Raw genomic sequence first — 22,811 nt, 5'->3', positions numbered from 1 at the left:
GTTGCAGGCCGAAAGATCAGGGCGAACCCTGATGCGGTACCGACCCCGGCCGTGCCAGGATCGTGGGCGTGCACCCTGTCGACAATCCAGCCGTTGACGCCGCCGTCGGCGCGTCCGCCGCGCCCGGTGCTGCGCCGTCGACCCGTCCCCTCCCGACGCACCCTGTCGTTGCGTCGGGTTCGGCTTCTCGTGCAGCGTTGGAACGTTCGGCCCCCGCACCGTATCGACGCCGCGGCGGCGGTCGTATCGTCGGCGGCGTCGCGGGCGGACTCGCCGATCATCTGGGTGTCGACGTGTTCAAGATCCGGGTGGCATTCGCGTTGCTCGCGGCGTCGGCCGGTGCAGGGATCGTTGCCTACGGACTCATTTGGATGTTCACCCCGGTCGGCGACGACACGGCACGTCCGAGCGCTACCGAGCGGCAACGAGCATTGGGACTGGCCGCCATCGGCCTCGGACTCGCCGTCGGTCTGGCCTGGTTGCTCAGCGGTACTGCGGCATCGGTTGTCGTGCCGGTCGTCGTGGTCGTCGTCGGTGCTGCCCTGGTGTGGCGAGAATTCGATGCCGAGGGGCCGCGGACGGCGCTGGGTCTGCCCAAACAACCGACCGTGCTCAGCTGGGCTCGTGTCGTCGGCGGCGCGACGTTGATCGTCCTGGGCCTGGCCGTGGTGGTGTTGGCCCGCGTCGATCTCGCGTCGCTTCGGTCGTCCCTGTTGGCCGTGGTGGTCACCCTCGTCGGAGTCGGTCTGTTGACGGTGCCGATCTGGTTGCGGACCTGGCGTGCGCTCGGGGCCGAGCGATCGGCGCGTATCCGAAACGACGAACGTGAAGAGATTGCGTCGCATCTGCACGATTCGGTGCTGCAGACGTTGGCGCTCATTCAGAAGCAGGCGGATCGGCCGCAGGAGGTCATGCGGCTGGCGCGTGGGCAGGAGCGAGAACTGCGCAAGTGGTTGTTCGACGGCGGCGACACAGACAATTCGAGCTTGGCCGATGCGCTCAAGACCATCTCCGGCGAGGTCGAGGATCAACACGGCGTGACGGTCCGTCCCATCACGGTCGGGGACGTGCATCTGTTGCCGGACGACGTCGAATCGGGGCTGTCGCGAGAGAGCTTCACCGCGCTGCTGGGGGCCACTCGTGAAGCTCTGGTCAACGCGGCCAAACATTCCGGTGAGACCAACATCGATCTGTTCGCCGAAACCGAACCCGAGCAGGTCAGTGTGTTCGTCCGCGACCGCGGTACGGGCTTCGACGAGTCCGCGGTGCCCGAGGATCGACAGGGACTGGCCAAGTCCATCCGTGGACGAATCGAACGCCGCGGCGGTTCCGTACAGGTGCGGTCCACAGTCGGTAAGGGAACCGAAGTACGAATCTTCATGCCTCGCAACGGCGGGGCAGTGACCACCGAATCCGAATCCAACCATCAGGAGCAGCCGACGTGACCGACCCTTTCCGCGTTTTTCTGGTCGACGACCACGCGGTGTTTCGCTCGGGAGTACGCGCCGAACTGGGCCGTGAGGTGGACATCGACGTCGTCGGGGAAGCAGGCGGAGTCGCCGAGGCGGTGTCGGGGATCGATTCCACCAAGCCCGACGTGGTGCTGCTGGACGTGCACATGCCCGACGGTGGTGGAGTGGCCGTGCTCAACCGAATCGCCGAGGGCCCGGTGTGCTTGGCGCTCAGCGTGTCCGACGCAGCGGAGGACGTCATCGCCGTCATCCGGGCCGGCGCGAGGGGGTATGTCACCAAGACCATCTCCGGCTCGGAACTGGCCGATTCCGTCCGACGCGTAGCCGGGGGAGATGCGGTGTTCAGCCCGCGTCTTGCCGGCTTCGTCCTCGACTCGTTCACCGGCCGCAGCGCAGCTCCCGAGCCGCCGTTGGATCCGGAATTGGATTCTTTGACGCCCCGTGAACTCGAAGTGCTGAGGTTGCTGGCGCGCGGCTACACGTATCGCGAGATCGCCGAGGATCTGTTCATCTCGGTCAAAACCGTCGAAACGCACGCCTCCAATGTTCTTCGCAAGACCCAGCAATCGAACAGGAATGCACTGACGCGGTGGGCGCACAAGCGTCGAATCGATTAGGCCGTCTGCGTTGGGCTTGACCTTCGACCGACGCGAAGCTTCAGGATTTCGGCATGACTGATTCGGACGAAGAATTCCTGACCATCGGTGTGTTCGCGCGCGAGAGCGGGCTGACCCCCAGCGCGCTGCGGTTCTACGACGATTGCGGCTTGCTGGCCCCGACGTCCATCGATGCACAATCGGGTTATCGCTACTACACCCGCGCACAATCGCAGCGGGCGAACATCATTCGCCAGCTGCGCGAGATCGGGCTGCCACTCGACAAGGTTGCCGCTGCCCTCGACGGCGATGGAACTGCCGCCATCGAAATCGTGGATCGACACGTCGAAGCTCTGGCTGCACAGGCGCGGGCGGCAGCCGAGGCAGCAGTGTCGATTCGCCGACTGTTCGACCAGAAAGACTGCACGGCAACGGTATCAGCCGAGGATTTGGCCTCGGCGATGGCGCAGGTCTCGTCGGCGGCCGGGACGAGCGAAGAATTTCCGGTACTGCAGGGCGTACTGATCGAGGTGGACGGAAGCAGTGTCACCCTCACCGCGACGGATCGGTATCGATTGTCCACGCGCAGTCTCGTCGCGCAGTGCTCGCCCGGCCTACCGTGGTCGCGAATCGTAGCCGTCGGATCTCTCGAGGCCGTCCCCGCGTCGGGCACCCTCGTGCTGACGCGAACCGAGGAGTCGATGGTGATCGACTCCGACGGTTCTCGGGTGCCGGTGAACACGGTCGACGGTGAATTCCCCGACTGGCGCACGATGATGGACGGTCTGGCTCCGACTGTGACGAGGGTTGTACTGCAACGAGATTTCATTCCCGTTGATGGCGGTACCCTGCGCATCGAGGCCGGGCACGACGGTTTCTCGGTCGATGGTGTTCCGGTTCCTGCACGGGTGACCGGTTCACAGAGCGTTGTGTTCTTCGATGCGGCCGTTCTGCAGGCCGCCGTTGCCTCGGCCGTCGGACCGGATCTGATGCTCGATATCGCTGCACCGGATCAACCGATGCTGGTGCGTTCCGCGGTCGACGGCACTCTGACGACGTTGGTGATGCCGGTTCTCGGATGAACGGACGGACTGCGCGGGAGTTGTTACAGCAACAGGACGACGGCCAGGATCAGAAGAATCACGACCACGACGAGTCCGGCGAGGATGGCCGTCGCCGGGATGGACGTCCGGTCGCCGATGACGTCCTCGATGCGCATGAGTGCGTCCTGGACCGGGTTCTTTCTCTTCTTCGGCAGGTCGAACGGCGGCGGTGAGTACGAGGAGGGAGTCGGATCCGTTCGGCTCTCTCCCGGTTGTACGGCGGGCAGACCGGCGATGGTGCGTCCGAATTCTCGGGACGGTCGGCGAGATTCCGAGACGGGTGTCGACCGTCTCGCCCAGGCGGGGACGACGCCGTCCGCTGAGGTCAGAGGTACTCCGCGCAACTGAGAGATGGTGCCGCGCTTGCTTATTGCGGCAAGAATGATCTCGTCACGGGCCTGCGCCATGGTGGGACGTCGAGCCGGATCGGGCTCGAGCATGTGCAGTAGTGGGCCGGTGAGGTCTCCGCTGCGAGTGGGAGAGATGATCTGCCCCTTGGCAACTCGGTGCAGGAGCGCAATCGAATCGTGATCGATGCCGAAGGGCGGCGCACCTTCCATTGCGGTGTACAACGTGGCGCCGAGGGAGAACACATCGCTGGCCGCAGTGGGGTCCTGGCCGCGCGCGACCTCGGGGGCGAAGTATGCGGGGGTGCCGGTGATGACGCTGTCGTCGGCTTCCTCCACGTCGCCCTTGGCTCGCGAGATGCCGAAATCGCTGATCTTGACGATGCCCAGATCCTTGCCGCGGTCGGCGATCAGAATGTTGCCCGGCTTGATGTCGCGATGCACGATTCCGGCGTCGTGTGCTTCGGTCAGGGCGTCGGCGATCTGCGCACCGATCTGAGCGACTTCGAACGGTGGTAGTGAGTCGGTGACGCCGAGCGCCTGCGCGAGGCTGCGTGAGGACAGGTATTCCATGATCAACCACGGCTCGCCGTCGACGAGAGCGACGTCGTGCATCGCGATGGCGTGTGGGCTCGACAGGCGGGCCGCGATCCGTCCTTCGCGCATGGCCCGGTTGCGCACGTCCACTGCCTGTTCCGGGGTCAATCGGGTGGTGGAGGTGACCTGTTTGACGGCCACCTGCCGGTGCAGAAGGGTGTCGGTGGCGAGCCAGACCGCGCCCATGCCGCCACCGCCGAGCTTGCCGGCGAGACGGTATCTGCCGGCGAGGAGGTAGTCGGGCCCGACTCCCCGTCGAACACGCTGCTGATCGGTCACGTCCACAGGTTAGTGGACGATGCCGCGGTGTGCCCGCAGCAGCGGTACTACCGCCTCTACCAGGGGCTACGGCATCGCCTTGACGAGTTGCCGTCCGAACGGCTTTACTGGGTGCAGATCGAAATTGTGTTCGAATACGTCACTTCCCGCGTCCGTCGAACACCGGTGTTTCGGCTCGATTTTTCATGCAGTGAAGGGGAGTGACATGTCTGTTTCCGAGGCTGCAGCACAGGCTTCCGTACCGCCGGATGCGCTCGACGGGTTGTCGCTTCCCGAGCGGGTGGCGCTGCTACGCAGTCGGATGGCTGCCGTACCGTCTCGCGGTGAAACGGCCTCGGTGCGCATCGAGAGTTCTGCTTCCGTTCGTCCCCGCCCTACCGACCCCGATTCCGACCCCGATTCCGACGTCGTCAACGGCTCGGAGCAGGTGTCGATACCGACCCGTAGGCGGCCTGTTCTTCCGGTGCCGTCGGCGCTGATGGAGGTTCTTCCGCACGGTGGTCTGGTGCGCGGAACGGTGGCCTCGGTGTCCGGTGCCGGTTCGTTGTTGATCGGGTTGGTGGCCGCGGTGACCGGTGCCGGTGGCCATGTCGCCGTCATAGGTCAGCCCCGCTTCGGGCTGCTGGCTGCGGTGGAGATGGGCGCGCAACTGAGCAAGTTGGCTCTGATTCCCGATCCCGGCCCCGACCCGGTGGAAGTGGCGGCGATCCTGCTCGACGGCGTCGATCTCGTCGTCCTCGGTCTCGGCGGCCTGTCGGTACCACCGACTCGGGCCAGGGCAGTAGTGGCGCGCGCCCGCAGCAAAGGGTCGACGTTGGTGGTGACCGACGGGCACTGGGACGGAGCCGAGCTACGACTCGACGCGTCGGTGCACGGTTACGACGGCCTCGGCACAGGCCGTGAGCTGGGGCGTGGCCGGCTGCGTGGGGTTCGATTGTCGGTGTGCGCGCGGGGCAAAGCGATGCGTCCTCGTACGGTTCGATTCGACTTGCGTGCGGAGAACGGCCGCATCGAATGGCATGCCGAACAGCAGGAGTCGAATCCGTTGTCGATCGCGGTCTCGACATGAGTACCGGCCAGTCCAACCGTGTTCTAGCGCTGTGGTGTCCCGACTGGCCTGCCGTCGCCGCAGCAGCTCAGGCCGATCTACCGGCGACGCACCCGGTGGTCGTCACGTCGGCCAACCGAGTCGTCGCCTGCTCGGCCACGGCACGGGCGTCGGGCATCAAGCGTGGCCTACGTCGCCGGGAGGCGCAGGCGCGGTGCCCCGACGTGCATGTGGCCGTTGCCGATACCGATCGTGATGCACGCCTGTTCGAGCCCGTGGTCTCGGCTGTCGCGGCCATCGCCCCCGGCGTCGAAGTGCTTCGGCCGGGCCTGTTGGTTCTTGCAGCGCGTGGTGTCGGACGGTACTTCGGTACCGAGCATCGCGCCGCGGAGCGGTTGATCGACGAAGCGTCGGCTGCCGGTGTCGAATGTCAGATCGGGATTGCCGACGAGTTGTCCACCGCAGTCGTCGCCGCACGGTACGCACAGGTGGTGCCGCGCGGTGGTGGTGCCGGGTTTCTTTCGCCGTTACCGATTGCCGAACTCTCGGCGGAACCCAGTATGGCCGCAGCCGATCGTGGTGAACTCGTGGATCTGTTGCACCGCTTGGGTTTACGCAGAATCGGGGACTTCGCTGCCCTGTCTCCGTCGGATGTGGCATCGCGATTCGGTACCGATGCCGTGCTGGCGCATCGCAGTGCCCGCGGTGAGCCCGAAAGGCCGCCGTCTGCGCGTGCTCTGCCTCCCGACCTGGATGTGGAGTATCTGTGCGATCCGCCGATCGACCGGGTGGATGCAGCCGCGTTCGCCGGGCGCGCATTGGCCGAGCAGCTGCACACCAAGCTTGCCGCGGCTGCTGTTGCGTGCACTCGGTTGCTGGTGCACGCCAGTACCGGCAACGGTGAGAATCTGTCGCGAATCTGGCGGTGCGCCGAGCCGTTGACGCCGGAGGGCACGGCCGATCGCGTGCGGTGGCAACTCGACGGCTGGATCACCGGACGCAGCGAGAACAAGCCGACGTCGGCGATCACCGTCCTGCGCCTCGAGCCGATCGAAGTGGTGGCAGCAGGGGAGTTGCAGCTGGGTTTGTGGGGCAGTGTCGGTGACGAGGACGACAGGGCGCGTCGGGCGTTGGTACGCGTTCAGGGTCTGCTCGGCGGCGAATCGGTGCTCGGGGGTGTTCTCAGCGGTGGACGCGGGCCGGCAGAGCGGATCACGTTGCGTCCCCTGGGAGACGAGCTGGTGCCGCTGTCCGATCCATCGGCCCCGTGGCCGGGCCGACTACCCGAGCCGGCACCGGCGGCGGTGATCGAGACACGCCCGGCAGTGACGCTGATGAATCGAGCGGGTTCGGGAATCGGCGTCACCGACCGCGGTGTGTTCGATGCGCCGCCCAAGAGATTGCGGTGGGGGACCAAGGAATGGGAGTTGACGGGCCTGGCCGGGCCGTGGCCCGTCGACGAACGGTGGTGGGACAGCGGGCAAGGATCGACGGGGCCGACGGCGCGGGCACAGGTGGTGCTCGACGACGAGAGAGCGTTGCTGCTGGTGTTCGACGACGGTCTGTGGCGGGTGGAAGGAATCTACGAGTAGGAACCGCTACCGTCGGGGAAATGCAGATGATGTCCGAGACGGTCGACCTCGATGGCGTCGACATCGCGTATCGCTCGTTCGCGCCGCTGGAACACACGAGCGCGGTGCCAGTGATGCTGGTGCACGGCATGGGCGGAGACAGCGGAACCTGGGATCGCTTCGCTCGGGCTCTGACCGCGCACGGTCGCCGGGTGATCACCGTCGACCTCCGAGGGCACGGCAAGAGTGCCCATACGCCCACGTACGAGTTCGACATGTTCGGCGGTGATCTTCTCGCCCTGATCGATCACCTCGGGCTCACCGAAGTCGATCTCGTCGGGCATTCACTCGGTGGATACGCGGTCTCGCTCGTGGCGCAGCGTCGCCCGTCTCTCGTCCGACGCCTGGTTCTCGAAGAACTTCCGATACCGATCAGGCCGGGGGACGCCCCGCCGACCCTGACCGGGCGGATGCCGTCGGTCACCGAACTCTGGCATGCGGCGACCAGCGTTGTTCTGCATCCCCGTGCAGTACTCGCGTTCGATCGATCGATGACCGCCACTGCTCTCGAGCAGTTCCGTCGGCCGAACCCGCGGTGGTGGGAGTCGTTGGCCGACATCACTGCTCCGACGTTGGTACTTCGTGGAGGTCCGGGCGGCATGGTCGATCCGGTTCGGCTCGACGCGATGGTAGCGAGCATTCCGAACTGTCGAGTGGAGGCATTCAGGACCGGACACAGCATCCACCGCGATGGCTACTCAGCCTTCGAAGCGGTAGTTCGTCCATTTCTGACGCAGTAATCTGCTCTCATGTCGCTGACTGTGCTGGATCGGAAGCTACTGGGATGGTCGGCGTTGTTCGTCGTCTCCCAGGCCAATATCGCCCGGTTGCTCGGGCCCGCGGCACCGAAAGTGCTTGCCGTGCAGACGGCCTGGTCCGAACAGCGGTACCGGCAGATTCTGGCGAGCATGGACGAGACGGAGATCGCCCGCTTCCGCAGTCATTATCTGCCCGACTTCGTCCACCCTGCCATCTATGCCATCGCACTGCGTGCGGGTGCGAGGAGCTTGGCTGCGAAGACTCCGCTGAGCCCTGCAGTAACGACGGCATTGGTCGTCGCTCCCGTGGCCTCCGCTGCCGGTGACTACATCGAAAACATCGTCGGGCTGATACTGGTGGACAACCGAGAACAGATCTCCGACACCGTCGTACGGGCCACCACCGTGGTCAGCACCGTCAAATGGATACTGGCCATCGGCTCATTGACATACCTGAGTCAGGGATTTCTGCGAGTGTGGGCAAGAGCTCTGTTGCGCTGAGGAAAAACCAGGCTAGAAAACGAAGGGCACCAATCGTTTCGAGCGTGCCATGTAGTCGGCGTACGCGTCTCCCAATCCCTCGAGCATGGCCTTCTCCTCCGATGGGATTCTGCGTACGTATCCTCCGGCCAGAAATGCCACCATGGCGGGAGAAAGCCAGTTCCCGTACGCAATACAGAAACCGAGCGCACAGATCAGTGCGCCGGTATACGACGGGTGGCGAATGAACCGATACGGGCCCGTCCGAACCACGAGTTGCTCAGGGTGTGTGTGGACCACGAAGGTGAAGGACTCTCCGAGTGTGCGAGCTGCCGAGACCCGAAGTGTCTGCCCGAGGGTTGCGGTGGCCAACCCTGTCAGGAACACCGCCCGTCGGTGGCGGGTGCATACAGTGGCAGGCGAGATCACGCTCAGGAGAAGGCCTCCGCCATACGAGAGCACCAGGCCGCGGCCGACGGCGCGACCGGAACCATTGTCTCGATTCGAAGAGCCGGCACGCGGCTTCCGCATTCCCATCTTGTATTCCGACCACACGAAACCGGTGAATGCTGCCGCCAGAACAGCAGCGGCCGCACGATCGGTCACGAACAACGGCAGCTTCTCGGCGATCACGCGTGACAGCTTCGCAGACGTGGACCCGTAACGGAACATCACCCGGACCGCCCACTCCATGATCGAGTGATGCGATGTCAGCGCGGTGAATCACCGACTGACAGCGTGACGGTGGGCGGTCTATCGACTCCGCCCGAGCAGCTCGTCCCCCAGCGAAGTGCGTACGTACAACACCGATCGTCCCTGTCTGACGCGTCGCACCACCGCTGCTTCGCGCAGAACGCGAAGATGCTGGCTCGCTGCGCTGGGTGAGACGGCCAGTGCCGCAGCGAGTTCCCCGGTGGTGGTGGGCGCATCGAGCAGCGTGAGAATCGTTGCACGTTGGGTGCCGAGAAGATTGGTCAGCGCCCGGTTCGGAGCTGTCCGCCCCATGTCCCACACTGCGCCTCGCCCGCGGGCCGGATACACCAGGGAGGGAGCTCGCGTCGGGCTCGTCTGCGTGATCGCGCCGTGCACGAACACCGACGGAATGAGAGGAAGTCCACGTCCGTCGACGTCGACCCACACCTGGTCCTCTAGCCTGTCGACCCACAGCACGCCATCGTCCCATCGGACACGAGAATCGAGATGCTCGAACATCTTTCGTGCCCCGAAGTGCGAAAGCTGTTGCGCGCGGTAGTCCAGATCGCCATCCAATACTGCTCGGATCCTGGACCAGTCGGGTTCGAGGCACGTTGCCCAGTAGTGCGAGAGCGCATGGACTGCACGGGTGCGCACCTCTCGGGCCGGACCGACGAGGACCGCAGGAATGTCAGCGGAGAAGGCGGCCGCGATATCGCGTCGCATCTCCGTTGCCGGTGTTGCCCCGACAACAGCGATCTCGTCGTCGAAAGCCGGCGACTGAGTGGGCGGTCGGGGTGCGAGGAAATCCGGGATTCTCCCATCGGGAGAGACCAGCGCCGTCAGCATCTCGGTGTCACACTGCTGCCATGCCGATCGGACGCGTCGTCGCCAGGGCTCGTGCAGCGGGTGCCGGTTCGGAGCGGTCCATGTGCGCAGGCTCAGGACCGTCTCGAACAGAGGCGAGACGGTCAGTGACGTGTCCGCCAAGTCGGCGGCCCGAAGATGCAGAGCCAACATGTAGCCCCACACTAAATGGTGGACGCCCTCGGTGTGGCTCGCTGTACTCGTTCACATGCCTATCGACTTTCGTGATCCGCGCAACAACAACACCTACTCGAACCGTGAGGCCGACTCCTCTTGGAGCGACGCCGTCGTCCGTATCGTCGATCCGGTCGGAGCGCACGTGGTCGATCTCGGGTGCGGCGGCGGAACCTATGCGCGGGCATGGCGTTCTATGGGGGCGAGTGTGACGGCGATCGATTCGAGTCCGCCGATCCTCGAATCGGCCCGACGCTCGTCGCCCGAAGACATCGAATTCGTCTGCGCTGGTGCCGAGCACACCGGCTTGCCCAACGGACAAGCCGACATCGTGTTCGCTCGCGCCCTCGTTCACCATCTGCCCGACGCCTACACACTGGCGCTCGAGTCTGCTCGGCTTCTACGACCGGGTGGGACGGTGATCATCCAGGACCGCACGGCCGAGGACGCCGGGCTGTCCGGCTCTGCAACCAACCCGCGCGGCTATTTTTTCGACGCCTTTCCACGGCTGATGGACATCGAACTTCGACGACGGCATGGCGTCGACGATGTCCGTGACGCGTTGTCCCGAGCTGGATTCGTCGATGTCGCTACGCAGCAATTCTGGGAAACCCGTCGCCGCTACTCCGGCCGTGACGAATACCTCGACGAAATCGCGGGCAGAACAGGCCGCTCGATCCTGCACGAACTCTCCGACGTCGAACTTACGGAGTTGGTCGAGCATCTGAGGGCTCGCCTGGCCGAAGGTGAGTTGATCGAACGCGATCGCTGGACCCTGTGGACTGCCGTGGCCCCCTGACGTGCACGTCACCAACTGGTGCCGGGTACCAACCTGCCGATGCGGCGGACGACCTTGCCTATACGCGCGCTGGGGGTCGACGGGTCGTACGGCCGAACCCGATAGGGCGCTTTCCCGTCTTCGACGGGTACCGGCGTTTCGCCCTTGGCGGCGGCCGACTCGGCGAATTTTCGGTAGTGCTGATGCATCGTGCGATCTTTGCCCTTGGGGCTGAAGATGGCCCCGAACTGTCCGAGTGTTCCCAGTGGGGTGTCGATTCGCTTCGGCTTGTCGCTCAGCGCGCGGATGACGATCGCGGCCGCCTTCTCCGGTGAGAAGACAGTGCCGACGTTCTTGTCGCCCGTCGGGGTGATCATCGGGGTGTCCACCAGCGGCATGTGAATGGTCGTGTAGGTGATTCCGTCCGAGAGCGTCTCTGCTGCAGCAACATCGGTGAAACCGTCGAGTGCTGCCTTGCTCGCCACGTACGCCGAGAACCGAGGAGGGTGCCCCAGCACTGCAGCGCTGGAGATGTTGACCACATGCCCGAAGCTGCGTTCGCGCATGTGCGGCAGTAGCGCCAACACCACACGAATCGCTCCGAAGTAGTTGACGGCCATGGTGCGTTCGTAATCGTGCAGTCGGTCGGTGGAACGGTAGAGCGCGCGGCGAATGGATCGGCCCGCGCTGTTGACGAGCATGTCCACATGCCCGTGGTCGTGCAGTATTGCTTTCACTGTTCGTTCGACCGACTCGCTGTCGGTGACATCGCACGAATACCCATGAGCGACATGGCCGTCGGCGCGAATCTGCTCGACGACCTCGTCCAACTGATCTTGGCCGCGCGCGAGCACGATGACCACCGCTCCTTTTCGCGCTGCGGCCTCCGCACTGGCTCTGCCGATACCGGAGGACCCGCCGGTGATGACGATGTGGCGTCCGAACAGCGGACCGCGTGGATCGTCTCGGCGGTTGCGTTTGGGGTCGAGATTCTCCATCCAGTATTGCCACAGGCGGTCGGCGTACGTCCGCAGCGGCGGCGGTGCGATGGAGCTGCCCTGCAATGCTTTCTGTGTCGTTGCGGACTCGAAGACGGTCGGCAGAGTTAGATGATCGAGCATCACCGGCGGCACGCCCAGATCGCGAAGCGCAGCGTTGCGTTGTTTCCGAACCGCTGCGGATGTGGGTGACACCACGGGGGCAACCAGCTTCCCTGGGATGTCGACGATTCTGGCGCGGGATCCGGCAGCCGAAGAGAATGCGGAGTACACCTCGGCCATCGACTGAGGCTCCGGATTCACCAGGTGAAAAACGCTGCCGGACGCGGTGTCTCGGTGAACCAGTTCCACGATGGCGTCCGCGACGTAGTCGACCGGAACCAGGTTGGTGTGTCCGATCTTGGGTACCGTGATCGGCAGGAACGGAGGCAGTTTCGCCAGCTCGGCGAACAGTGGAAAGAAGTAGTACGGGCCATCGATCTTGTCTGTCGCGCCGGTCTCGGAGTGTCCGACCACGGCAGCGGGGCGGTACACCCGCCAGTCTGCGGAGCTGCCGCGAACCAGTTTCTCGGACTCGAACTTGGTGCGGTGATACGCCGTCGGAAAGTTCTGCCCCTTGTCGAAATCGTTCTCGGAGAACGTCCCTCGGTAGTCACCTGCCACTGCGATCGACGAGATGTGGTGCAGACGAGCGCCGGTCCTTTTTGCCAGTTCGACCACCGACGCTGTTCCGGCGACATTGGTCGGGGTTTGCTCGTCTCCCGCCGTGAGGTCGTAGACGGCACCGAGATGCAGAATGTGATCGACGTCGGCCGGAACGTCTTTCAGACCGAGCCCGGGTTCGACGAGATCGCCGATCAGTGGGCGGATTCTGTCGCCGCCGTCCAGATCGTCGGCCAGCTTCTCGAGTCGAGCGACCGATTGCGGTCGAACGAGTACATGGACGAGGGCGTCCGCATCACGTCCGAGAAGTCGGGGCAGCACGTTCTTGCCCAGAAACCCGGTACCGCCGGTCACGATGTAGCTCGCCATGCGAGGCGACCTTACTCCTCGGTAAGTTTGACGGCTAGTGCCCCATACCGGCCTTCTCGTGCACCTTCTTCATCCACGCCGGGGCCCACCAGTTGGCTTCGCCCATGAGCTTGACCAAGGAGGGCACCAGCAGCATGCGGATGATGGTGGCGTCGATGATCAGCGCCAGAATCACGCCGAAGCCGAGGAACTTCATGATCGACAGGCCCGAGATCGTGAACGCTCCGGTGACGACGATCAGGATCAGGGCCGCGGCAGTGACGATGCGTCCGGTGCGTTGGGCTCCGAAAATGACGGCCTCCTCGGTGGAAGCACCTGCCGAGCGCGCTTCCACCATCCGAGACATCAAGAACACTTCGTAGTCGGTCGACAGGCCGAAGATGACTGCGAGAATGAGTACGACGAAGGTCGACTCGAGCGGACCGGGCGTCACTCCCAGCAAGCTTGCACCGTGACCTTCCTGGAACACCCAGGTCAGTGCTCCGAAGGTCGCTGCCAGGCTCAGCCCGGCCATGAGAACTGCTTTGATCGGCAGCACTATCGAGCCGAAGGCCAGGAACAGCAGGACCAACGTCGAGATCACCATGATCGCGATCATCACCGGCAGCCATTTCGCTATCGCGGCATTACCGTCGTCGACGTTCGCGCGTCCGCCGCCGACGAGGATTTCGGTGCCGTCCGGTGGAGTGATCGCTCGGAGGGCAGTCACCGCATTCGATTGGGACCGAGCCTCGGTCGTTCCGTCGCTGGGTTCGCTGTAGGACGCCTGGAATGCCACCAAATCGTCCTTGGATCCGAGGAATTCGGCTCGGGCCACGCCGGGGGTGGTGTTCATCGCTGCGGTCAGTTCCGCAACGGGCGGGCCCTGAGGCTTGACGCCGTCGAGACCCCGCAGCACCACGGTGGCACCGTCGCCGGTGGACTCGAAGTCGGTGGCGAGGGTTTCGAAGGCTGCCCGTGCCGGGTCGTTCTTCGGTAGTGCGGTGTAGTCGACCTCCCCCAGGGAGACCTTCAGAATCGGGGTGGCGACAATCAACAAGCCGGCGACGATGACGGCGGCGACGATTCCTGGATTCTTCATCACTCGGGTGACGACACCACCCCAGAACTTGTGTGCGCGTGCGTCGCTGCGGTCCGAGGCGGTACGCGACCAGGTCCAGGAGTTGATGCGAGTGCCGAGAAGGGCGAGCAGGGCGGGCACCGCGGTCAGGGACAGCAGGGCGGCGCTGGCCACCGCGGCCATGGCACCGAAACCGAGGGATCGGATCACCGCCTGCGGGAAGACCAGCATGCCCGCGAACGCGCAGATCAGGAGCAGTCCGGAGAAGACGACGGTGCGCCCTGCAGTGGACACGGTACGTACGGTCGCCTCCATCGACGACGACCCAGTGCGGAGTTCCTCGCGGAATCGACTGACGATGAACAGTCCGTAATCAATGGCCAAGCCGAGGCCGAGCAGCGACGCGACGTTGATCGAGAACGAGCTCACCTCGGTGAATTCGGTGAGCACCCGCAGGATTGCCAGCGAGCTGAGCACACTGAGAATCCCGACGAATACCGGTACCGCTGCGGCGATCACGCCACCGAAGATGAAGACGAGAAGCAGAAGTGTGATGGGGACGGCGATGATCTCCGAGCGCACGAGGTCTCGCTCGAGGGTTTGGCTGAGCGAGACTCCCACGACCGATGCGCCGGCGAATTGCGACTCGATGCCGGGGACGACGAGTTGTGGAGGTAGCTCACCGAACGTGTTGAACGTAACTCCCGATTTCGCACCGAGGGAGATCGTCACCAGTGCTTTGGTTCGGTCTTTCGAGACCAGGAATTCCTTGGTCACCGGGTCTGCGGTCCAGTAGGAGTTCACGTTTCCGAGGGTGTAGCGGCTGCGGAATTCGTCGAGTGTCGACTGCACCTGTGGTCCGATGTCGTCGATCGTTCGTCCGTCGGGTGCGGTGTAGATCGCGACGATGTCGGGGGTCGGTTGGCCGATGCCCTGGACCAGCCGCGCGACCTGTGACGATTCGCTGCCTGCGTCGGCGTATCCGCCCTCGCTCAGTTTCGAGAAGACGCCCAGTCCCAGCACGCCGCCGACGGCTACGACCGCGACGACGACGGCGAGCACCCATCGCTTGTGCGATACGACGAACGATGCCCAACGCGTCACAACTGTGCTCCGGCTCTGTGGAAGGGGTGAGTAGCGATTCGACTGTAGTTGATCGTGTCGGACCCTCGTGTTCTCATTAGAACAAGTGTTCGACGATGTGTGTGACGGTGTGAAGGAGGTGGTCTCGATGGGATGGAACGACGGGCCGCCCACCTGGTCGGAAATGGAGCGAGTCCTCTCCGGGCGCCCCAAGCCGGTCGTCGAAGGCGATGGGGGCGACAGCCCGGCGTGGTCGCGCAAACGCGACGCCTACCAGGGTCGCCGGCCCGATTCGGTGGGGCCGTCCACACCGTACGCAGAACTGCATGCGCATTCTGCGTTCAGCTTTCTCGACGGAGCATCGCAGCCGGAGGAAATGGTCGAGGAAGCGGTGCGTCTGGGACTCGAATCCATTGCGATCACCGACCACGACGGCTTCTACGGCGTCGTACGTTTCGCCGAGGCAGCACGAGCCCTCGGCATCGGAACAGTGTTCGGTGCCGAGCTGTCACTCGACACCCACCGGTCCAGGGCCGGAGCGACCGATCCCGACGGTACGCATCTTCTGGTGCTCGCTCGTGGACAGGAAGGGTATCGGCGGCTGTCGCGTCGGATCGCGGCCGCGCATCTGGCCGGCGGAGTCAAGGGTGAGCCGCGGTACGACGTGGACGAACTCACCGAATCGGCGGGAGGGCACTGGCAGATCCTGACCGGTTGTCGCAAAGGGCATGTTCGCCAAGCACTCTCGCGGGGTGGGCCGGAGGCGGCCGATCTCGCGCTGCGTGATCTGGTCGATCGGTTCGGGGCCGAGCGCGTCACCGTCGAGCTCACCAGGCACGGTACTGCCGACGACGACGAGCGCAACGACGCTCTCGCGGCGCTGGCTCGCCGGTACGGTCTGCCGATGATCGCCACCACGGCGGCGCACTACGCCAGTCCACGTAGCCGAAGGTTGGCCATGGCGATGGCTGCGGTACGTGCCCGGAGCAGTCTGGACGAGGCGGCAGGGTGGCTGGCACCGACGGGTGGTGCACATCTGCGGTCGGGGGCGGAGATGGCGGAGTTGTTCGAGCACTATCCCGGTGCAGTGCGCGGTGCCGTCGAACTGGGTCGAGAATGCACGTTCGATCTGAAACTGATTGCGCCTCGTCTCCCACCGTTCGAGGTGCCCGACGGTTACACCGAGATCAGTTACCTGCGGCGGCTCACGTTCGAGGGTGCTGCCCGGCGGTACGGCCCGCAGTCGGCGAACCCGGCTGCATATTCGCAGTTGGAGTACGAGCTCGACATCATCGAGCGGCTCGAATTTCCGGGCTACTTCCTGGTGGTGCACGACATCGTTCATTTCTGCAAGACCCACGACATTCTGTGCCAGGGGCGAGGTTCGGCGGCGAACTCGGCCGTCTGCTACGCCATCGGAATCACGAATGTCGATCCGGTTGCCAACAAGTTGCTGTTCGAGCGGTTTCTCGCACCCGAACGCGACGGACCACCCGACATCGACATCGACATCGAGTCGGATCGGCGGGAAGAGGCCATTCAGCACGTGTACGCCAAGTACGGCCGTACCCATGCCGCTCAGGTCGCCAACGTCATCACCTATCGCGGGAAGTCCTCGGTACGAGACATGGCCCGCGCTCTCGGGTTCTCCCAGGGGCAACAGGACGCGTGGAGCAAGCAGATCACCCGGTGGTCCGGAATCGGCGAACAGGACGGCGACGGGATCCCCGATTCCGTTCTCGACCTCGCGCGTCAGATCGAGGGCTTTCCGCGTCACCTCGGCATCCATTCGGGAGGAATGGTGATCTGCGACCGACCGATCGCCGACGTGTGCCCGGTGGAATGGGCGACGATGGAGAATCGCAGTGTGCTGCAATGGGACAAAGACGATTGTGCCGCAGTGGGTTTGGTCAAGTTCGACATGCTCGGGCTCGGGATGCTCTCGGCTCTGCACTACATGATCGACCTGGTCGCCGAGCACAAGGGCATCGAGATCGACCTCGCCTCGATCGACCTGTCCGAACATGCGGTGTACGAGATGCTGCAACGGGCCGATTCGGTCGGTGTGTTCCAGGTCGAGTCGCGGGCCCAGATGGCCACTCTTCCGCGGCTCAAGCCGCGTAATTTCTACGATCTCGTCGTCGAGGTCGCCTTGATTCGTCCCGGTCCCATCCAAGGTGGCTCGGTGCACCCGTACGTCAAGCGGCGCAACGGACTCGAACCGGTCACCTTCGATCATCCGTCGCTGAAGAAAGCTCTCGATCGAACTCTCGGCGTGCCGCTGTTCCAGGAACAGCTGATGCAGATGGCCATCGACGTCGCGGGCTTCAGCGCCGCCGATGCCGATCAGCTGCGTCGAGCCATGGGATCGAAACGGTCTCCGGAGAAGATGGAATTGCTTCGTGGACGGTTCTACGACGGAATGCGTGATCTGCACGGCATCACCGGTGCAGCCGCGGATCGAATCTACGAAAAGCTCTCGGCGTTCGCCAACTTCGGCTTTCCCGAGAGCCATTCGCAGAGCTTCGCCTCGTTGGTCTTCTACTCGTCGTGGTTCAAGCTGCACCATCCGGCGGCGTTCTGTGCTGGTCTCCTTCGTGCTCAGCCGATGGGCTTCTACTCACCTCAGTCTCTGGTGGCCGATGCCCGACGGCACGGCGTGATCGTGCACGGTGCCGACGTCAACGCCAGTCTCGGTCATGCAAATCTCGAGGCAGACGGTCTCGAGATCCGCATGGGTTTGGCGGACGTGAAGTTCATCGGGACGACACTTGCCCAGAAGATCGTCGACGCGCGAGATGCACACGGGCCGTACACCTCGTTTCTGGATCTGACGGGACGCGTCGAACTGTCGGTGGCGCAAGCGGAAGCACTGGCCACGGCCGGCGCTCTGGGGTGTTTCGGCATCACTCGTCGAGAGGCGTTGTGGGCTGCCGGAGCGGCCGCGGGGGAGCGGCCCGGTCTGCTCCCCGGCGTCGGCGCATCGACGAAAGCGCCTGCGCTGCCGGGTATGACGGACCTCGATCTGGCGTCGGCCGATGTCTGGGCCACGGGAGTGTCACCCAATTCCTACCCCACTCAGTTCTTCCGGGATCGGCTGGATTCCCTCGGCGTGGTGCCCGCGAATCGGCTGCTGAAGATCCCCGATGGCGACCGGGTTCTCGTCGGCGGTGCAGTGACGCATCGTCAACGTCCGGCGACCGCGGGAGGCGTCACGTTCATCAACCTCGAAGACGAAACCGGCATGGTCAACGTCGTGTGCTCGGTGGGGTTGTGGGCGAAGTACCGCAAACTCGCAATCACCGCTCCGGCGTTGCTCATTCGCGGCAAAGTGCAGAATGCCGAGGGAGCGGTGACCGTGGTGGCAGACCATCTGCAATTGATGGATCTGCGAGTTGCGTCCCGATCCAGAGACTTTCGCTGATGAACTCGGCCTGCCCGCGCGTCATCGAGCAGGACGCCGGTGCAGAATCGAGGCGTGAAGCTACTGATCATTGCGGACACTCACTTGCCCACCCGAGCGAAAGTGCTGCCCGATCAGGTGTGGGCCGCCGTCGACGACGCCGATGTGGTGATCCATGCCGGCGATTGGGTGAATCTCGCGACGTTCGAGGCACTCTCGCAACGATCTCGTTCGCTGGTCGCCTGCTGGGGAAACAACGACGGCGACGAGCTGCGTGCGGTCATGCCCGAACGTGCCGACGTGGTACTCGGCGGCGTGCGCTTCACCGTCGTCCACGAGACCGGAGCCGCGACAGGACGCGAGCGCCGGATGGCGACCGCATACCCCGATACCGACGTCCTCGTGTTCGGACACAGTCACATTCCGTGGGATACGACGGCCGACAACGGTCTACGGCTGCTCAACCCCGGATCTCCGACGGACCGGCGTCGGCAGCCGTTCTGTACCTACCTCACCGCCGTTGCCGATGGCGGCGAGCTGACAGACGTCGAGCTGCATCGACTTCCGCCTCGCTGATCGGCATGCCGAGTGTCCGTCACATTCCGCCTGCGACTCTGACGACCGTTCCGGTGGCGTAGCGCGAATCCTCGGACAACAGCCACGACACCGCGCCGGCGATCTCGTCGGGCACTCCGGGGCGGCCGAGGGGGATGCTCGGCGCCATCTTCCGTGGTCGCTCACGGTCTTTGTGAAACTCGGTCTCGATGACCCCCGGCGCGACGGCGTTGACACGAATGTTCTGCGCGGCAAGCTCTTTGGACAGACCGACCGTCAAGGTGTCGACGGCTGCCTTGGCCGCGGCGTAGTGCACGTACATGCCGGGACTTCCGATGGTGGCTGCCGCGGAGGAGATGTTGACGATGGCACCGCCGTGGTCGGCCATCGCGTGTATGGCGTACTTGCAGCAGGTCATGACGCCGAGCAGGTTGACGTCCAAGTCTGCCCTGATCGTCTCGATGTCGTTGTTCGCCAGGGTCCCTACTGCACGCGCCGATCCGGCGTTGTTCACCAATCCGGTGACAGTGCCGATCTCGGCAGCCGCAGCGAACAGATCGATCACCGACCGCTCGTCAGTGGTGTCGGCACGTATCGCGACGACCGTTCGGTCGGCGCTCGACAGTTCGTTCACCACTGCGTCGGCGGCCGCAGAATCGGAGCGGTAGGCGATCACGACGTCGTGCCCATCGGCCACGAGTCGCCGAGATACTGCGGCTCCGATTCCACGGCTGCCGCCGGTCACGATCGTCAAAGGGGCATTCATCGTTCGACAATAGCGAGTACCGAAGGAGCACAATGGCGGGCAACGCACGACAGAGGAGGGTTCTGTTGATCGACAGACCGGAATTGGCCGCTTTTCTCAAGCAGCGCCGAGAGGCGCTACAGCCCGAGGATGTCGGACTTCCGCGTGGACAACGGCGTCGAACGCGGGGTCTGCGCCGGGAAGAAGTAGCCGGCCTGTGCCACATGTCGACCGATTACTACGCGCGCCTCGAGCGCGGAACAGGCCCCGCTCCATCGGAGCAGATGATCGCGTCGATAGCGCAGGGTCTGCACCTGTCGTTGGACGAGCGCGACCACGTCTTCCGCTTGGCCGGCCAGAGTCCACCGGTACGCGGTGCGGCAAGCGAGCACGTCAGCCCTGGCCTGTTGCGCATCATGGATCGCCTGCACGACACGCCGGCCGAGATCATCTCCGAGATCGGAGAGACCCTTCGACAGACGCCTCTGGCAGCAGCCTTGACCGGAGACGCAACGCACCGGACCGGGCCGGATAGAAGTCTCGGATATCGCTGGTTCACCGATCCTGCTGTCCAGCAGTCGTATCCGCTCGAAGATCGCGCCTTGCTGTCGAGGGCATACGCCTCGGGTTTACGGGAAGTCGCGACCCTGCGCGGCCCGGACTCGCAGGCGGCTCGACTGGCCGCTCGACTCCAAGCGTCCAGCGAGGAATTCCGAGTGTTGTGGGAGCGGCGCGAAGTGGGTGTTCGTCCCCCCGAGTTCAAGACCTTCATCCATCCGGCGGTCGGCCAGATCGAGCTGCATTGTCAGACGCTGCTCGACCCCGAGCAATCGCATCGACTGCTGGTGTACACAGCCGTGCCGGGCAGCGAGAGCTATGCAAGATTGGAACTGCTCTCGGTTGTCGGTACTGACGTACTGACCTGACGAGGTCTGCTCATCAGTGGATCGGCAAGTCCTGGATCAGAGCGGCGTGTGGCACGACCATGGATGTCAGCGCATCCAAATCGCTCGATCACTACAGCCGAGGAGCTCACAATGGTCCGCATCGCAGATACATCGATCAGGAATCTCACTGGAAAGCGTGCCGTCGTCACCGGAGCGAGTGACGGTCTCGGCGCGGTGATTGCGACTTCTCTCGCTCGTTCGGGAGCCGAGGTCGTCATGCCCGTGCGCTCAGCCGCCAAGGGAGAGCGGGTAGTCGAATCGATTCGGTCATCCGTGCCGAACGCGAAGGTCAGCACTCGGCTCCTCGATCTGTCGTCACTGACCTCCGTTGGCGCATCGGTCGACGAGTTCTTGTCGGAAGGCCGACCGATCGACGTTCTCGTCAACAACGCCGGTGTCATGCAACCGCCGCAGCGGCAGGTCACCCAGGACGGGTTCGAGCTGCAATTCGGTACGAACCACCTCGGTCACTTCGCCTTCACCCTCGGCCTGCTCCCACTGCTCCGAGAAGGCGCAGCACGGGTCACTCACCAGACCAGCATCGCGGCACGCGTGGGGGCCATCAACTGGGACGACTTGAATTGGGAGCAGTCCTATGACGTCATGAAGGCCTACAGCCAATCCAAGATCGCTGTGGGGCTGTTCGCCCGTGAGCTCGAGGCGCGCAGTAGGGCCGGCGGGTGGGGAATCACCAGCAACATGGCGCATCCCGGAATCTCCCCGACGAATCTGCTTGCGGCTCAACCGGGCCTGGGACGACCCAAGGATTCGGCCGGCCGCGGGCTGATCAGCGTTCTGGCTCGCGTCGGGATTGCGGGGAGCGTGGACAGCGCCGCGCAGCCGGCTGTGGTGGCAGCAGCGGGAACATTGTCGCGAGGCGACCAGTTCGTAGGACCCAGACGCCTGATCGGTGGTCCGCCGGCCGAGGTCTCCATGTGGAAGCCGTTGCGCAGCATGGACGATGCGCGACGTCTGTGGGACGCATCCGAGGTTCTCACCGGTGTACGACTCGGATCCTGAGTCGCGGGCCCTGCTCGGTGCCCACTGCTGGGTTCTCACTGCTGGGTCGGTGCGGGCTCTCTGGCATGGTCGACCAAGTCGTGCACCAGTCCGATGATGACGTCCATCTGTTCGATGACCTCCACGCGCAGTCGGTCCTGTTGCTCGTCGGGCATGACCGGGGCATTCGGGCCGTCGAGGGACATCAACAGATCGATGTTGGTGCGCAGAGCGGTCAATGGTTCCATCAGTTCGGCACCGGCGTCGACTATCAACTGTCCCTGTCGTGCCCGCGACCGCGAGAGCGCAGCCAGCATCTCGTTGAAACTGTTGGCGAGAGACGCCAGTTCGTCGTCTCCGTTGACGTCGATGGGCTCGAAGGCACCCGTCCTGGCCACTCGTTCCGTTCCGGCGCGTAACCGTCTGACCGGACGAAGCCCGGTGCGAGCGACGGCTGCGCCGGCCACACCAGCGAGGGCGACGAGGAACGCCCCGACGAGGATCAGGGCAAGCGTGAGTTTTCCGAGCAGTGGTGACGTACCGCTCAGGGCTTCGGCCACCATGATCGTCTCACCGGAATCGGTGCGCTCGGCGGATATGTAGTAGCCGCGAACCTCCCGCAGTGACCGATCGGTGCGGCCCTCGGTGACCGCCTTCTCCGGATCGTCGAGCCCACCATCGGAGTTGGTGAAGGGGTAGGTGCCGTTGGACGAGGACACCAAGGTGCCATCGGTGGTCATCAACGCAACTTTGACCGCGGTTCCTTCGGTGTCCTCGATCCCGAACCCGAAGAGATCGGCAGGCACTCCCGACGCGGCGCTGGCGATCAGTGCATCGCTGTTTCGGCCGACACGGTCGATGATCTGCGAGCGAAGCGACTGCTCTGCGACGAGGTAGATCGCCAGAGCGCTGACCGCAACGGCGAGCGCGGCCAGGCTCATCGTCAACACTCGAATCCGTCCGTGCAACGACAGCGCCCTCGGGCGGGTGTGCGCACGTGAATACCTCATGGATCGAGTATGCCGGTCGGCAGCGACCAGAATTCGCGAGGCTGCCATGAGTAGGCACCGAAGAGCGCACCGATACTCAGAATGGCGGCTCCTCGTCTTCTTCGTTGGTCGGTTCTGGCTCGGGGGTCGGGTTGTCGGGTGGGTCGGGTGGGTCGG

At 64.3% G+C, this 22,811-nt stretch carries 19 protein-coding genes; 12 read left to right on the top strand and 7 right to left on the bottom strand.

The window, feature by feature from the left end:
• Positions 1 to 197 precede the first annotated feature (197 nt).
• From CH281_RS10840 to CH281_RS10830, 3 genes are read left to right on the top strand one after another with little or no spacing between them, the layout of a single operon-like run.
• Positions 198 to 1,445, top strand: a complete 1,248-nt coding sequence (locus tag CH281_RS10840) for a sensor histidine kinase (protein ID WP_045842100.1) — start codon at positions 198 to 200, stop codon at positions 1,443 to 1,445.
• Positions 1,442 to 2,089, top strand: a complete 648-nt coding sequence (locus tag CH281_RS10835; RefSeq protein ID WP_032365604.1) for a response regulator — start codon at positions 1,442 to 1,444, stop codon at positions 2,087 to 2,089. The genes CH281_RS10840 and CH281_RS10835 overlap by 4 nt, the downstream gene beginning before the upstream one ends.
• A 53-nt stretch (positions 2,090 to 2,142) precedes the next feature.
• Positions 2,143 to 3,150, top strand: coding sequence for a MerR family transcriptional regulator (locus CH281_RS10830; RefSeq protein ID WP_032365603.1), 1,008 nt, complete (start codon positions 2,143 to 2,145; stop codon positions 3,148 to 3,150).
• A 23-nt stretch (positions 3,151 to 3,173) separates the two neighbouring features.
• Here the strand turns inward: CH281_RS10830 and CH281_RS10825 are convergent, their stop codons facing one another.
• On the bottom strand, positions 3,174 to 4,394 hold the full coding sequence (locus tag CH281_RS10825) for a serine/threonine-protein kinase (protein ID WP_179274168.1): 1,221 nt from the start codon (positions 4,392 to 4,394) through the stop codon (positions 3,174 to 3,176).
• Positions 4,395 to 4,599: 205 nt separating this feature from the next.
• Here CH281_RS10825 and CH281_RS10815 point away from each other — a divergent pair, with 205 nt between their 5' ends.
• Genes CH281_RS10815 through CH281_RS10800 form a run of 4 tightly spaced genes read left to right on the top strand, consistent with a single transcriptional unit; the run spans position 4,600 to position 8,332 of the window.
• On the top strand, positions 4,600 to 5,463 hold the full coding sequence (locus CH281_RS10815; RefSeq protein WP_032400129.1) for a hypothetical protein: 864 nt from the start codon (positions 4,600 to 4,602) through the stop codon (positions 5,461 to 5,463).
• Positions 5,460 to 7,034, top strand: coding sequence for a DNA polymerase Y family protein (locus CH281_RS10810; RefSeq protein WP_027496378.1), 1,575 nt, complete (start codon positions 5,460 to 5,462; stop codon positions 7,032 to 7,034). The genes CH281_RS10815 and CH281_RS10810 overlap by 4 nt, the downstream gene beginning before the upstream one ends.
• Before the next feature lie 20 nt (positions 7,035 to 7,054).
• On the top strand, positions 7,055 to 7,813 hold the full coding sequence (locus CH281_RS10805; protein ID WP_032365599.1) for an alpha/beta fold hydrolase: 759 nt from the start codon (positions 7,055 to 7,057) through the stop codon (positions 7,811 to 7,813).
• Between the two features lie 9 nt (positions 7,814 to 7,822).
• Entirely contained in the window at positions 7,823 to 8,332 is a 510-nt protein-coding gene (locus tag CH281_RS10800; protein WP_057474254.1) for a hypothetical protein, read from the top strand.
• Positions 8,333 to 8,344: 12 nt separating this feature from the next.
• Here the strand turns inward: CH281_RS10800 and CH281_RS10795 are convergent, their stop codons facing one another.
• Both CH281_RS10795 and CH281_RS10790 read right to left on the bottom strand, forming a co-directional pair.
• Complete coding sequence (locus CH281_RS10795) at positions 8,345 to 8,944, bottom strand: methyltransferase family protein (protein WP_230591929.1); 600 nt, start codon at positions 8,942 to 8,944, stop codon at positions 8,345 to 8,347.
• Positions 8,945 to 9,064: 120 nt separating this feature from the next.
• Positions 9,065 to 10,024: an ArsR/SmtB family transcription factor gene (locus CH281_RS10790; RefSeq protein WP_032365676.1), complete on the bottom strand. Its 960-nt coding sequence runs from the start codon at positions 10,022 to 10,024 to the stop codon at positions 9,065 to 9,067.
• A gap of 55 nt (positions 10,025 to 10,079) precedes the next feature.
• Between CH281_RS10790 and CH281_RS10785 the strand changes: the two genes are divergently transcribed.
• Complete coding sequence (locus CH281_RS10785; protein ID WP_057474255.1) at positions 10,080 to 10,844, top strand: class I SAM-dependent methyltransferase; 765 nt, start codon at positions 10,080 to 10,082, stop codon at positions 10,842 to 10,844.
• An 8-nt stretch (positions 10,845 to 10,852) separates the two neighbouring features.
• Here the strand turns inward: CH281_RS10785 and CH281_RS10780 are convergent, their stop codons facing one another.
• Together CH281_RS10780 and CH281_RS10775 are read right to left on the bottom strand one after the other, a co-directional pair.
• Positions 10,853 to 12,853 carry an SDR family oxidoreductase gene (locus CH281_RS10780; RefSeq protein WP_057474256.1) on the bottom strand — a complete coding sequence of 667 codons (2,001 nt, stop codon included), beginning with the start codon at positions 12,851 to 12,853 and terminating at the stop codon, positions 10,853 to 10,855.
• 34 nt (positions 12,854 to 12,887) lie between these two features.
• Positions 12,888 to 15,017: an MMPL family transporter gene (locus CH281_RS10775; RefSeq protein WP_032365595.1), complete on the bottom strand. Its 2,130-nt coding sequence runs from the start codon at positions 15,015 to 15,017 to the stop codon at positions 12,888 to 12,890.
• Positions 15,018 to 15,144: 127 nt separating this feature from the next.
• Here CH281_RS10775 and CH281_RS10770 point away from each other — a divergent pair, with 127 nt between their 5' ends.
• Both CH281_RS10770 and CH281_RS10765 read left to right on the top strand, forming a co-directional pair.
• Positions 15,145 to 18,420: an error-prone DNA polymerase gene (locus CH281_RS10770; protein WP_032365675.1), complete on the top strand. Its 3,276-nt coding sequence runs from the start codon at positions 15,145 to 15,147 to the stop codon at positions 18,418 to 18,420.
• A 54-nt stretch (positions 18,421 to 18,474) separates the two neighbouring features.
• Positions 18,475 to 18,975 carry a metallophosphoesterase family protein gene (locus CH281_RS10765; protein ID WP_032374686.1) on the top strand — a complete coding sequence of 167 codons (501 nt, stop codon included), beginning with the start codon at positions 18,475 to 18,477 and terminating at the stop codon, positions 18,973 to 18,975.
• A 19-nt stretch (positions 18,976 to 18,994) separates the two neighbouring features.
• Here CH281_RS10765 and CH281_RS10760 read toward each other — a convergent pair whose 3' ends face one another.
• Positions 18,995 to 19,720, bottom strand: coding sequence for an SDR family NAD(P)-dependent oxidoreductase (locus tag CH281_RS10760; protein ID WP_094694129.1), 726 nt, complete (start codon positions 19,718 to 19,720; stop codon positions 18,995 to 18,997).
• 65 nt (positions 19,721 to 19,785) lie between these two features.
• On the opposite strand from CH281_RS10760, the gene CH281_RS10755 reads away from it, so the two are divergent.
• Both CH281_RS10755 and CH281_RS10750 read left to right on the top strand, forming a co-directional pair.
• On the top strand, positions 19,786 to 20,625 hold the full coding sequence (locus CH281_RS10755) for a helix-turn-helix transcriptional regulator (RefSeq protein WP_032384021.1): 840 nt from the start codon (positions 19,786 to 19,788) through the stop codon (positions 20,623 to 20,625).
• A gap of 111 nt (positions 20,626 to 20,736) precedes the next feature.
• Positions 20,737 to 21,666, top strand: coding sequence for an SDR family oxidoreductase (locus CH281_RS10750; protein WP_032365672.1), 930 nt, complete (start codon positions 20,737 to 20,739; stop codon positions 21,664 to 21,666).
• A 35-nt stretch (positions 21,667 to 21,701) separates the two neighbouring features.
• On the opposite strand, the gene CH281_RS10745 is transcribed toward CH281_RS10750, so the two are convergent.
• A complete protein-coding gene (locus CH281_RS10745) occupies positions 21,702 to 22,655 on the bottom strand; it encodes a methyl-accepting chemotaxis protein (RefSeq protein ID WP_032365671.1) in 954 nt (317 codons plus the stop codon).
• Positions 22,656 to 22,811 lie beyond the last annotated feature (156 nt).

This window comes from Rhodococcus sp. 06-221-2 (genome assembly GCF_002258365.1).
Lineage (GTDB): Bacteria > Actinomycetota > Actinomycetes > Mycobacteriales > Mycobacteriaceae > Rhodococcoides > Rhodococcoides fascians.
The sequence above is the reverse complement of the archived record's forward strand: the minus strand, read 5'-3'. Positions and strand labels throughout refer to the sequence as shown.

Excerpts from the sequence above, each read along its gene's own strand:
- CH281_RS10815 (WP_032400129.1), top strand. The coding sequence starts at position 4,600 with ATGTCTGTTTCCGAGGCTGCAGCACAGGCTTCCGTACCGCCGGATGCG.
- CH281_RS10745 (WP_032365671.1), bottom strand. The coding sequence starts at position 22,655 with ATGAGGTATTCACGTGCGCACACCCGCCCGAGGGCGCTGTCGTTGCAC.
- CH281_RS10780 (WP_057474256.1), bottom strand. The coding sequence starts at position 12,853 with ATGGCGAGCTACATCGTGACCGGCGGTACCGGGTTTCTGGGCAAGAAC.
- CH281_RS10830 (WP_032365603.1), top strand. The coding sequence starts at position 2,143 with ATGACTGATTCGGACGAAGAATTCCTGACCATCGGTGTGTTCGCGCGC.
- CH281_RS10810 (WP_027496378.1), top strand. The coding sequence starts at position 5,460 with ATGAGTACCGGCCAGTCCAACCGTGTTCTAGCGCTGTGGTGTCCCGAC.
- CH281_RS10805 (WP_032365599.1), top strand. The coding sequence starts at position 7,055 with ATGCAGATGATGTCCGAGACGGTCGACCTCGATGGCGTCGACATCGCG.
- CH281_RS10770 (WP_032365675.1), top strand. The coding sequence starts at position 15,145 with ATGGGATGGAACGACGGGCCGCCCACCTGGTCGGAAATGGAGCGAGTC.
- CH281_RS10785 (WP_057474255.1), top strand. The coding sequence starts at position 10,080 with ATGCCTATCGACTTTCGTGATCCGCGCAACAACAACACCTACTCGAAC.
- CH281_RS10760 (WP_094694129.1), bottom strand. The coding sequence starts at position 19,720 with ATGAATGCCCCTTTGACGATCGTGACCGGCGGCAGCCGTGGAATCGGA.
- CH281_RS10750 (WP_032365672.1), top strand. The coding sequence starts at position 20,737 with ATGGTCCGCATCGCAGATACATCGATCAGGAATCTCACTGGAAAGCGT.
- CH281_RS10800 (WP_057474254.1), top strand. The coding sequence starts at position 7,823 with ATGTCGCTGACTGTGCTGGATCGGAAGCTACTGGGATGGTCGGCGTTG.
- CH281_RS10790 (WP_032365676.1), bottom strand. The coding sequence starts at position 10,024 with ATGTTGGCTCTGCATCTTCGGGCCGCCGACTTGGCGGACACGTCACTG.